Source organism: Stenotrophomonas sp. SPM (assembly GCF_003105135.1).
GTDB lineage: Bacteria > Pseudomonadota > Gammaproteobacteria > Xanthomonadales > Xanthomonadaceae > Stenotrophomonas.
Genome location: NZ_QETL01000043.1, coordinates 1 through 11,464 on the forward strand (window position 1 = coordinate 1; position 11,464 = coordinate 11,464).

The 11,464-nt window shown below is 67.7% G+C and carries 8 protein-coding genes; 3 read left to right on the plus strand and 5 right to left on the minus strand.

Features of this window, described 5'->3' with window-relative positions:
• The 3 genes from sucB to DCO49_RS10945 form a co-directional block, all read left to right on the plus strand.
• Window positions 1-856, plus strand: an 856-nt coding sequence (gene sucB, locus DCO49_RS10935) for a dihydrolipoyllysine-residue succinyltransferase (RefSeq protein WP_116864055.1), incomplete at its 5' end; no start/stop codon positions are given.
• 63 nt (window positions 857-919) lie between these two features.
• Window positions 920-2,356, plus strand: a complete 1,437-nt coding sequence (gene lpdA / locus DCO49_RS10940) for a dihydrolipoyl dehydrogenase (RefSeq protein ID WP_116864056.1) — start codon at window positions 920-922, stop codon at window positions 2,354-2,356.
• A 192-nt stretch (window positions 2,357-2,548) separates the two neighbouring features.
• Window positions 2,549-2,785 carry a hypothetical protein gene (locus DCO49_RS10945; protein ID WP_116864057.1) on the plus strand — a complete coding sequence of 79 codons (237 nt, stop codon included), beginning with the start codon at window positions 2,549-2,551 and terminating at the stop codon, window positions 2,783-2,785.
• Between the two features lie 57 nt (window positions 2,786-2,842).
• Here DCO49_RS10945 and DCO49_RS10950 read toward each other — a convergent pair whose 3' ends face one another.
• The 5 genes from DCO49_RS10950 to DCO49_RS10970 all read right to left on the minus strand — a co-directional run bounded on the left by DCO49_RS10950 (window position 2,843) and on the right by DCO49_RS10970 (window position 11,461).
• A complete protein-coding gene (locus tag DCO49_RS10950) occupies window positions 2,843-3,106 on the minus strand; it encodes a hypothetical protein (protein ID WP_116864058.1) in 264 nt (87 codons plus the stop codon).
• Window positions 3,103-3,315, minus strand: coding sequence for a hypothetical protein (locus DCO49_RS10955; protein WP_116864059.1), 213 nt, complete (start codon window positions 3,313-3,315; stop codon window positions 3,103-3,105). The genes DCO49_RS10950 and DCO49_RS10955 overlap by 4 nt, the downstream gene beginning before the upstream one ends.
• Window positions 3,316-3,455: 140 nt before the next feature.
• Window positions 3,456-8,609, minus strand: coding sequence for an autotransporter domain-containing protein (locus DCO49_RS10960; RefSeq protein ID WP_165835716.1), 5,154 nt, complete (start codon window positions 8,607-8,609; stop codon window positions 3,456-3,458).
• 610 nt (window positions 8,610-9,219) lie between these two features.
• Window positions 9,220-10,650 (minus strand): replicative DNA helicase, encoded by a 1,431-nt coding sequence (locus DCO49_RS10965; RefSeq protein ID WP_108758252.1) that lies wholly within the window; start codon window positions 10,648-10,650, stop codon window positions 9,220-9,222.
• Window positions 10,651-10,900: 250 nt separating this feature from the next.
• Window positions 10,901-11,461, minus strand: a complete 561-nt coding sequence (locus DCO49_RS10970) for an NADPH-dependent FMN reductase (protein ID WP_116864061.1) — start codon at window positions 11,459-11,461, stop codon at window positions 10,901-10,903.
• Window positions 11,462-11,464: the final 3 nt, after the last annotated feature.

An 11,464-nucleotide genomic window follows, 5' to 3' on the forward strand; every position in this document is an offset into this window, starting at 1 on the left:
GGCTGCCGACGCGCTGCCGCCGGGCGCCCGCTTCACCGCCATCACCGAAGGCGTGAACCCGTCCGACGTCGACGGCACCGGCCGCCGCGGTGCGGTCACCAAGGAAGACATCGTCAACTTCGCCCGCAACGGCGGCGCCGGCAAGGCCGGTGGTGCACGTCCGGAAGAACGCGTGCCGATGACCCGCATCCGCAAGCGCATCGCCGAGCGCCTGATGGAGTCGAAGAACTCCACCGCCATGCTGACCACCTTCAACGAAGTCGACCTGTCCAAGGTGTCGGCGGCGCGCAAGGAACTGCAGGACGAGTTCGTCAAGGCACACGGCATCAAGCTGGGCTTCATGAGCTTCTTCGTGAAGGCCGCTGCCAACGCCCTGCAGCGCTTCCCGCTGGTCAACGCCTCGATCGACGGCGACGACATCATCTACCACGGCTACTCGGACATCTCGATCGCCGTGTCCACCGAGAAGGGCCTGGTCACCCCGGTCCTGCGCAACGTCGAGCGCATGTCGTTCGCCGATATCGAAAAGACCATCGCCGACTACGCCAAGAAGGCGCGTGACGGCAAGCTGGGCCTGGACGAACTGCAGGGCGGCACCTTCACCGTGACCAACGGCGGCACCTTCGGTTCGCTGCTGTCGACCCCGATCATCAACCCGCCGCAGAGCGCCATCCTGGGCATGCACGCCATCAAGGAGCGTCCGATCGCCCAGAACGGCCAGGTCGTGATCGCGCCGATGATGTACCTGGCCCTGTCCTACGACCATCGCATCATCGATGGCAAGGACTCGGTGCAGTTCCTGGTGGACATCAAGAACCAGCTGGAAAACCCGGGCCGCATGCTGTTCGGCCTGTAAGAGACCTCCCGCCCCTCCGCGCCTGCGCGGAGGGGTTCTGGTATAGCAACAAGGACTATTTCAATGGCTGAACAATTCGACGTCGTCGTCATCGGTGCCGGCCCGGCCGGTTACCACGCTGCCATCCGCGCGGCACAGCTGGGCCTGAAGACCGCCTGCATCGACGCAGCGCTGGGCAAGGACGGCAAGCCGGCCCTGGGCGGCACCTGCCTGCGCGTGGGCTGCATCCCGTCCAAGGCGCTGCTGGATTCCTCGCGCCAGTTCTGGAACATGGGCCACATCTTTGGCGACCACGGCATCAGCTTCAAGGATGCCAAGATCGACGTCGAAGCGATGGTTGGCCGCAAGGACAAGATCGTCAAGCAGTTCACTGGCGGCATCGCCATGCTGTTCAAGGCCAACAAGGTCGCCACCTACTACGGTTTCGGTGAACTGCAGCCGGGCAACGTGGTCAAGGTGAAGCAGCACGACGGTTCGGAAGTCGAACTGAAGGGCACCAACGTCATCATCGCCGCCGGTTCGGATTCGATCGAACTGCCGTTCGCCAAGTTCGACGGCGACGTCATCGTCGACAACGTCGGCGGCCTGAACTTCACCGAAGTCCCGAACCGCCTGGCCGTGATCGGCGCCGGCGTCATCGGGCTGGAACTGGGCAGCGTGTGGAAGCGCCTGGGCGCTGAAGTCACCATCCTGGAAGCACTGCCGGAGTTCCTGGCCGTGGCCGACGCCGAAGTGGCCAAGACCGCTGCCAAGGAATTCAAGAAGCAGGGCCTGGACATCCGCCTCGGTGCCAAGGTCTCCAAGACCGAGATCACCGGCAAGGGCAAGAAGAAGGAAGTCGTTGTCACCTACACTGACAGCGAAGGCGAGAAGACCCTGACCGTGGACAAGCTGCTGGTGGCCGTCGGCCGTCGCGCCGCCACCAAGGGCCTGCTGGCTGAAGGCACCGGCGTCAAGGTCAACGAGCGTGGCCAGATCGAAGTCGACGCGCACTGCCACACCGGCGTCAACGGCGTCTGGGCAGTGGGTGACTGCGTGCGCGGCCCGATGCTGGCGCACAAGGGCTTCGAGGAAGGCATCGCGGTTGCCGAACTGATCGCCGGCCTGCCGGGCCACGTCAACTTCGACACCATCCCGTGGGTCATCTACACCGAGCCGGAACTGGCATGGGTCGGCAAGACCGAGGCCCAGCTGAAGGCTGAAGGCATTCCGTACAAGGCCGGCAGCTTCCCGTTCGCCGCCAACGGTCGCGCCGTGGCGATGATCGAGCCGGCAGGCTTCGTGAAGATCCTGGCCCACGCCGAAACCGATCGCATCCTCGGCATGCACCTGGTCGGCGCCAACGTCTCCGAGCTGGTACACGAAGGTGTGCTGACCATGGAGTTCAGCGGTTCGGCCGATGACCTGGCCCGCATCTGCCACGCCCACCCGTCGCTGTCGGAAGTGATCCACGACGCGGCGATGGCGGTCAGCAAGCGCGCCATCCACAAGGCGAACTGATCGGCTGCTGGTAGTGCCGGCCGCTGGCCGGCATGACTGGATACGAAAAACCCCGCTCAGGCGGGGTTTTTTGTCGCCTGCAACAGCGCCACGCGTGCAGCCGAACCGCTGGAACGCGATTACCGCAGGGCCTCGGTGCAGCCGGTCGAAGTGAGTCCGCTTGGCGCCAACCAGATCCGGATCCGCTAGAGCATGCTGGGCGAAACCCTGTTCCACTCCCCCGGCGTCGATTACCGCTCCGCCGATGGCACCCTGCAGGTCGCCATCCGCCGCTGCGGCATCAAGGACAGCGGCTGTACTGTCACGGCCAAGGCCACCTCGCCCAAGGACGATCCGTGGCGGCCGGTGGTCGTGCTGCCCTACCGCGGCCAGAAGATCATGATGATGTACAGCGATGGCCAGCAGCAGGTCGTGCCTGCAGCCAAGTAGAGTCGAGCCGATGCGCGGCTGACCGGTGCAAAAAAGCAGCCGAGCGCAGGCTCAGCTCTACCCTTGCCGGGCCGGCGCCGCCGGCCTTGGCGCGTCATCACACACGCGGTGCTTGACCACGGTGTCACCCACCTTCCATTGCTTCACGACCCGGCAATTCTCCTTCGCTGCGGGCGCTTTCGAAGCTCGGGCGCCGGCCGCATCCGCTTCATCGGCAGCGGCCGACTGCTGGCGCTCCAGCCACGCCGAGGTCGGCGCCGGTGACTGCGCCAGTGCGGGTCCAGCCAGCACGGCCAGCGCAACCATCAGCGGCGCCTTCATGCCGTCACCGCCGGGCCACCCAGCAGTCGTGCCGGCAGCATGAACAGTGCGCGCAGGAACGCGAACACCGCAGAGAAAGTGATGCCGACCAGGCGGAACGGCAGGCTCAGCAGCCAGACGAACGGCCAGGCAACCAGCGCCAGCAGCGCCAACGGCCAGCACAGCACGAACAGCAGGCACCACACGCCCAGCGCGAACAGGGTCTTCATGACGGTCTCCTTGGGCGGCGCCCTGCCGCCTGTGACCACCCTGCCGCCCGCCCGCGGCCACCGCAAACGGATTGCGACGAAACCGGGCTGGGGGCGATGAAACCCGGGAAATCCGCCGGGCATGGCCCGGCGCTACCTCCTCAGCGGCTGCCGCTGCTCAGGCGCAGGCCGACGCTGCTGGACCGATCACTGCCCCGGGCCTGTTCATGGCCCAGCAGCAGCGACAGGATCCAGCCGCGCGCGATGGACACGTCCACGCCGGCCGACAGCGACAGCAGATCGTCGTTGTAGCTGCGCATCGCCAGGCGGTAGTCCTGCGGACGCGCCCACTCAGCGTAGTTCAACGTCGCCTCGCCGCGATCCTGCAGCGCCTGCCGGTACTCGATGCTCCAGAACGGGCGCAGGCGCGCCTCGGCCGTTTCGACCGCGCTGCCTTCCAGGCCGAACGCCAGCGCGCGGCTGTCGACGACGTGGCGGCCGTAGGCCAGATCCAGTTCACCCAGCCCATGCTCGCGGTAGGCATCCAGCGTGCTGCGGCTGCCATCCAACCGTGCATAGCCACTCATGCGCATGCCCGACAGCACCTGCTCATAGCCAAGCGCCAGCGATCCGAACCACTGCGAACCCTCGCGACGGGCCACCGCGATCGCACCGGCATCGCGGCTCCAGCGCTGCAGGTCGAAGCGCAGGTCGCCGGTGGCCAGCACCGCATCGACGAACACGTGTTCGTTGCCGCGCCACAGGCCATACAACGCCAGCGAACGCTGGTCGGCCTGCAGGCGCGTACGCGCATCATCCTGCTCGCTGTCGTTGCGGCCGATGCTGCCGGCCACACCCCACAGCGCACTGTCGCCGAGGCGACGATCCACGCCCACGGTCAGGCCATCGCTGCGCAGGTCGTACCGCCCTGCCCCGCTCGGGCCCCCCCGGCCATAGGTGGCCGAACCCGACGCCCAGGTGCCCCAGCCAGCGCGCAGCAGCGGACGCTCGTCATCCATCACCTGGCCCAGCGGCAGCGACGCCGCGTCCGGTCCACGCGCGCCGGTCGACACCGACAGCGTATTGCTGTCCGCGTTGCCACCGGCACGCACCTGGCGCAGACGCTCGCGGATGTTGGCCTGCTGCGCGTTGGCGAAGCGCACGCTGGCGTCCACCTGGGCCTGCAGCAGCCCGGTTACGCCCGGGTCGCGGGTCGGGTCCGGGCGCACGTTCACCACCAGCACCAGTTCGACACTTGCTGCGGCATAGCTGCCCGCAGCGGCCTGCTCAGCGGTGATCACCACGCGACCTTCCCCGTGCACATGCACGGTACGGCCGTCGATGCTGGCCACCGCGGTGTCACTGCTGTGGAAGCTGAATGCACCCGGGCTGGCGCTGGTCGGCAGCGGCAATTCGAAGCTGCCCTGTTCCAGCAGGCGCTGCAGGTCGGCACTCCACGCCAGCACCGGCACCGCCAGCGCGATCTCGACGATGCGTTGCTGCTGCGGTGCTGCTTCATGGTTGGCATCGCCGTCCTGGTCCACGGTCAGCACGCACCGCCCTGCCGCCAGCATCGCGACGCGGGTGCCGCTGACGCTGCAGACCGCGAGGCTGCTGCTGCCAAAACGCAGCGGCTGGCCCGACGCGCCGCCCTGTGCGGAGACCTCGAAGCTGCCACCCTCGCTGTAGACCGGCGTTGCCGGGTCCACGCTGAAGGCAGTGATCGCCTGCGCGGCCTGCGCGATCCTCAGCTGGTAGCGCGCCACACCGGTGAAGCCGTAGGTATCGCTGACTTCCACGTCGAAATCGAACACGCCGGCCAGGGTAGCCACGCCCTGCAGCTGGCCGTCGCTGGACAACAGCACGCCGGGCGGCAGCGCGCCCGACATCAGTCGGAACGCATACGGCGCGGTACCGCCACGCGCCTGCAGGCGCAGGCTGACCGGGCCGGCCTGGGTTGCCGGCGGCAGCGGCGCTTCCTCCTCCTCGATCTGCGGCGGCGCCACGTTGAGTACGGAGGCGCGGCGCGCGCGGAAGGGACCGGTGCCGGAACTGCTGTCGGTCACCTCGACCTCGATCTCGAAACGACCCGCGGCGACCGGCGTACCCGCCAGGTGCCCACTGCGATCCAGACTGAGGCCCGTCGGCAGACTGCCGCCAACAATCGCGTAGGTGTAAGGCGCCGCGCCACCGGTGCTGGACAGCTGCGTGTCCAGCGCCGTACCGGCCACGGCCTGCGGCAACACGGCGGACTGCAGGACCACGGTGGGCGTGCCAATGGTGATCGTGATGCTGGCCGGCGCCGACGTGCGGAAGCCATCGCTGACGGTGTAGGTGATGCTGTCGATGCCGGCATAGCCTGCGGCCGGCGTGTAACGCAGCGTCATGCCCTGCACGTCAACCCGGCCATGCTGCGGGCCAACGGCCACCTGCACCTGCTCGGCCACACCGGCGAACGACAGCGGCAGCTCGACGGCGGCAGCCCCGTAAGGCACCGCGATGCTGGAATCGGCCACGGCCAGAACCGGCAACGGCACCACCGTTGCCGAGGCAGACGACGCCGCGCCGCTGCCGTACTCGCTGCGTGCAACCACCACGAAACGGTAGGCGCTGCCGTTGGCCAAGCCACGCACGGTGATCGGCGAGCTCGTACCGGTTGCGCTGATGCCACCCGGCTGCGCGGTCACCGTGTAATCGACGATGGCGCCACTGCCGGCCGACGCCGCATCGAAATACACCTGCACCTGTCCATCACCGGCCACGCCGCGCACGTTGGCGACGGCCGACGGCAGGTCGGCGCCCACGCGTACGCCCGTGGTCGCCCCCACATTGGCCAGCGCCGCACGCGCTTCGGTGCCCTGTGCATTGCGCAGGCTGCCGGCCGCGGCCTGCAGCGATTCGACCTCAATGCCATCTTCGTCGCGGTCGTCGGCCTGCAGCGTGTACTGGAAGCGCAGCACGCTGCCCTGCGCATCCGTCTCCACCGCAGCCAGCGTGGCCACCCGACGCTGGCTGCCGATGCGCAGCAGCAGCTGCGGTGCAGCGCCGACCTGCAGGGCCTGGTCGAACTGCACCGCAAAGGACAACACCTGGCCGGCGAGGTAGCGGCCGACCGACGGCACCTGCACGGCGGTCACCGCCGGTGTACCCTGCACGGTGAGCGGGTCGGACGGCAACGATGCCGCGCCGGCACCCGCCGCATTGAAGGCGGTGACCACGAAGCGATGCGCGATGCCGGCCGGCAGCCCGTCGATGCGCAGCGGGCTGCCAGGGCCGCGCACGCTCTCCCCGCCCGGCAGCGCCTGCAGCAGATAGCTGTCGACCGCGCTGCCGCCATCGAACGTCGGCGCCTGGAAGCTCACGTCCACGCTGCCCGCATCAAGCACGACCGCGGTGATGCGCGGCGCGCCCGGCACCACGGCCAGCACAGTGAACGAGCGGCTGACGCGTGCTGCGGCATGGGTCGCGGCGTCACCCGCCTGGTCGGCATCGATGCTGCAGGTGCCTACCGCAAGCAGGGTCACCCGGCCATCGGCAGCGACGCTGCAGACCCGGTGCGTGCTGCTGGACAGCGCGACCGGCAGGCCACTGCTGGCGATGGCCAGCACCTGCGGCGTGCTGCCGAACGGCTGTGCATCGATCGCGTCGAACTGGATCTGCTGCTGCGCCATCGGCACCACGTCGTCCGATGCCGTGGACACCACGCCCAGCCCGGCCGCGGTACGTGCGGTGACCGTGAAGCGGTACGCGATGCCGTTGCGCAGGCCGGTAAACACCACCGGTGAACCGGTTGCCTGCTGCTGCAGGCCACCGGGCTGCGCGGTCACCAGGTAATCCAGCACCGGGCTGCCGCCATCCTGCGCCGGCGCTGCGAACTGAAGCGTCGCTGTGCCATCGCCTGCGACCACATCGGTGATGGACGGTGCACCCGCCGGCTGCGCGCCGACCAGGATGCCGCCGGTGGTGCCGACGCCCGACAGCGTCAGCACTGCATCAATGTCATCGCTGCTTCGGATGCTGCCACCGGCCAGCTGCACGCCGTCGATGCCGATGCCATCCTCGTCGGACTGGCCAGGCACCACGGTGTAGCTGAAAGCCAGCTGGTTGCTGCCCGAGCCGGAGCGATAGCGCGCGGCCACCTGCTGGCCGCCGATCGACAGCAGCAGCGCGGGCATGCCCTGCACCGTGACCGGCTGGTCCATGACCAGCAGGAAGTCGAGGCTCGCACCGGCCAGGTAGCGGCCGTCGGCCGGTAGCAGCAGGCTGGTCACGCGCGGCACGACCGGCATCGTCATCGGGTCGGAGCCGGCGGAGAACGCCCCCGGGCCCGTCGCGGTTCGTGCGCGGACGGCGAAGGTATAGGTCTCGCCGGCACGCAGGCGGTTCACCCGCACCGGACTGGATCCACCCGTGACCACCGCGCGCGTCGGCAATGTCAGCACTTCATAGCTGGTGATGCTGCTGCCGCCATCACTGGCGGGCGCATCGAAGTAGACATCGACGCTGGTCGCGCCGATGCGTTGGACGCGAAGCAGGGTCGGCGCCGACGCCTGGGCGGCCACGACGGTGAAACTGCGCTCCAGCGGCTGCGCCGCACGCGTGCCGGCGTTGCCGGGCTGAAGCGCGCGCACCGTGCACGTGCCGAGCGCGGACAGGCGCAGGTTGCCTGCACTTTCCAGCACGCAGACCAGCGGAGTCAGGCTCTCGTACTCGACGGCCAGGCCGCTGCTCGCGGTGGCCTGCAATGCCAGCAATGAACCCAACGGCCGGTCGCCAGGCGCATCGAACTGGATCGTCTGCCCGGTCATCGGCGTGACCGCGGCGCTTGCCAGCGACGGCTGGCTGGCCTGGCTGCCGTTGTTGGCGATCACCTGGAACTGCACGGGCATGCCATTGGCAAGACCGGTCACCGTGATCGGCGACTGTGTGCCGAGCGCCCACTCGCCCGTGGACGCCATCACGGCGTACTCGACAATGGGGGCACCGCCCGTCTGCGCCGGTGCGGTGAAGCTGACCACGGCCTGGCCATCGCCGGCAGCGGCCACGACCTGGCCGGGGGCATCGGGCGCGACGGCTGCGATGCTGACTGTCAGCGGTTGGTGCGCGCTGGCGGCCGCGGCATCGGTGACCTCCACGCTGACGCTGAATGTGCCTGCGACCTGCGGCGTGCCATGCAGGCGGCCCGAGGTTTCAAGCACCAACCCGGCGGGCAAGGTGCCACTGTTGATGCCGAAGCTGTAAGGCAGGGTGCCGCCGCTGGCAGTCAGGTTGAAATCAACTACCGTGCCGACGGTGAACTGCTGGGCGGGCGGCATTTCCAGCTGAAGGGGCTGCGCGGCCTCGGCCGTGCAACGCAGCTGGACCGGACCAATGTAGGTTCCGCTGCTGATACGGACGTAAAGGCCGTAATTGCTCAGGAAACTGCTGGATGCGGTCCCCGAGTGCGTTCCCACGGACCCCGTATTGCTTCGGTAGTCCAAAACGATCTGCGACGTGTCTCGACTGCGCAGGTTGACCAGCTCGCTTCCGATCGGTGAACCGCCGATGTTGCCACCGGTGTCCGAAAAGCTCACCGATACCGACTCGCCGGGCAGGAAGTCTGCCGCAGCAAACCGGGTTGTGTAGCTGGTCGTGGCGCCCACCAGGTTGATGGCCTCGCAGGCTGCCGACGCCGCCTGCGCAACGCCCGGGCCCGCCAGCAACTGAAACAGCACCACGCACATCCAGACGACGCCACGCCCCAACCCACTCTTCCCTGCTGCCGCCGACATCGATCCGTTCCCCTTGAATGAAGGGGGCGCACGCGCCGCCCCATCGCCGCAGAAGCAGCGATGGGTCATCGGCTGTGATGTTTCCCCCTGGTACCGGTGCGGTAACGGCAGGTCACGGGGGAACTTGAGCACCAGGCATCGCCCGGCGCGGGGCCTACTCGAACGAACCGACCGAATCGTGCGACAGGTTGTCGAAGCGCGTGTATTCGCCGAAGAACTTCAGCTTGCACGAACCGGTGGGGCCACCACGGTGCTTGCCGATGATGATCTCGGCCAGGCCCTTGTCCGGCGAATTTTCCTTGTTGTAGTAATCGTCGCGGTAGATGAAGACGATCATGTCCGCGTCCTGCTCGATTGCGCCCGATTCGCGAAGGTCGGCCATCACCGGGCGCTTGTCGGTACGCGTTTCCAGCGATCGGTTGAGCTGCGAAAGCGCGATCACCGGCACGTTCAGTTCCTTGGCCAGGCCCTTCAGCGATCGCGAGATCTCCGAGATTTCGGTCGCGCGGTTTTCGCTGTTGCCCGGCACGCTCATCAGCTGCAGGTAGTCGATGACGATCAGGCCCAGGTCGTGCTCGCGCTTCAGGCGGCGGCACTTGGAACGCAGGATCTCCGGCGACACGCCCGGCGTATCGTCGATGAAGATCTTGGTTTCCTTCAGCATCTTGATCGCGCTGGTGACGCGGCTCCAGTCCTCGTCTTCCAGCTGGCCGGTACGCAGGCGCGAGGCATTGATGCGGCCGTTGGAGGAAATCAGGCGCATCGCCAGCTGCGATGCGGACATTTCCATCGAGAACACGGCCACGCCCTTCTTCGACTTGATCGCCGCATACTCGGCGATGTTCAGCGCGAATGTGGTCTTGCCCATCGCCGGACGCGCGGCAAGGATGATCAGGTCGGTCGGCTGCAGGCCGGCGGTCATCGCATCGAAGTCGGTGTAACCGGTCGGCAGGCCGGTGATGTTGCCGCCATTCTCGAAGCGGTTGCGCAGTTCTTCGAACGCATCCTTCAGCGCGCCGGGCATGGCTACGAAGTCGGTGCGGCCGCGCGCGCCCTGTTCGGCGATGGCGAACACGCTCTTTTCGGCCGAGGCCAGCAGTTCGCTGCTGTCGCGGCCTTCGGGCTGGAAGCCGTCGTTGACGATGTCGGTGCCGACCTGGATCAGCTGCCGCAGCACCGCCTTGTCACGCACGATCTCGGCGTAGGCCACGATGTTGGCCGCCGACGGCGTGGTGCTGGCCAGCTCGATCAGGTAGGCGCCATCGCCGACCAGCTCCATCTTGCCCTGCGATTCGAACCACTCGCCCAGGGTCACCGCATCGAACGGACGCTCGCGCTCGGACAGCTCGCGGATCGCCCGGTAGATCATCTGGTGGTCGCGGCGATAGAAATCGGTCTCGGTCAGCTGGTCGTTGACCCGGTCGTAGGCTTCCGGGGCCAGCATCAGGCCACCCAGCACCGCCTGTTCGGCTTCCACCGAGTGCGGCGGCACGCGCAGCTGGTCGATGCGCGATTCGTCGCGATCGCGGTCGAAGCCATCGCCGCGCTCTTTGCGGTTGGAACGGAAGCCGGAACGGGCGGACATGCTGCGGTGTTTCCTGCGAAAGTGGGCCAGACGAGTGTAGGCATGCGCCGACCCCGGCGGCCATGGACAAGCCTGTGGATAAGCCGTGGGCGAACGGGGGATATCCGCCGCTGTGCGACGTGCCTGTCCGGCCTGTGGAGACCCATTATCGCATGGGGTCAGAGCCCGCCGCTGCGCGACGGGATCCGACCCCGGTAGAAAGGGGTCGGATCCCTCTGCGCAGCAGAGGGCTCTGACCCCGAAAGCAGCGTCAGTCGCCCTTGGCGTGCACCGCGATCAGCTGCAGGAAGCGGTCCACATAGCCCTGCAGGAACTTATGCGTGCCCTCGTTGTGGATCGTGCCGTCGGCGCCGATCAGCTCATCCTTGAAGTGGATGAACGCCTCCGGCTGGCCGAGCACGTGCATGTCCAGGAACGCCAGGCTGTTGCGCAGGTGCTGCTGGGCCACCGCCGTGCCGATCTGGCCGATGGACGCGCCGATCACCGCCGCCGGCTTGCCCCCGAAGGCGCTGTCACCATAGGGCCGCGAGCCGATGTCGATCGCGTTCTTCAGCACGCCGGGCACCGAGCGGTTGTATTCCGGGGTAACGAACAGCACCGCGTCGGCGCCGCGCACCTGGTCCTTCAGCCGCGTGCCTTGGGCCGGGTAGCTGCCGTCGAAATCCTGGTTGTACAGCGGCAGGTCGTCGATGCGCACGTACGTGAAGCGCGCACGATCGCCGGCCAGCTTTTCCAGGGCCAGCGCGAGCCTGCGGTTGCAGGATTTCTTGCGCAGGCTGCCAACGAAGACCGCGATGGTGGGAACGGGCATGGC

Coding starts and splice junctions, on each gene's coding strand:
- lpdA (WP_116864056.1), top strand. CDS start 920: ATGGCTGAACAATTCGACGTCGTCGTCATCGGTGCCGGCCCGGCCGGT.
- DCO49_RS10945 (WP_116864057.1), top strand. CDS start 2,549: ATGCTGGGCGAAACCCTGTTCCACTCCCCCGGCGTCGATTACCGCTCC.
- DCO49_RS10950 (WP_116864058.1), bottom strand. CDS start 3,106: ATGAAGGCGCCGCTGATGGTTGCGCTGGCCGTGCTGGCTGGACCCGCA.
- DCO49_RS10955 (WP_116864059.1), bottom strand. CDS start 3,315: ATGAAGACCCTGTTCGCGCTGGGCGTGTGGTGCCTGCTGTTCGTGCTG.
- DCO49_RS10960 (WP_165835716.1), bottom strand. CDS start 8,609: ATGCCGCCCGCCCAGCAGTTCACCGTCGGCACGGTAGTTGATTTCAAC.
- DCO49_RS10965 (WP_108758252.1), bottom strand. CDS start 10,650: ATGTCCGCCCGTTCCGGCTTCCGTTCCAACCGCAAAGAGCGCGGCGAT.
- DCO49_RS10970 (WP_116864061.1), bottom strand. CDS start 11,461: ATGCCCGTTCCCACCATCGCGGTCTTCGTTGGCAGCCTGCGCAAGAAA.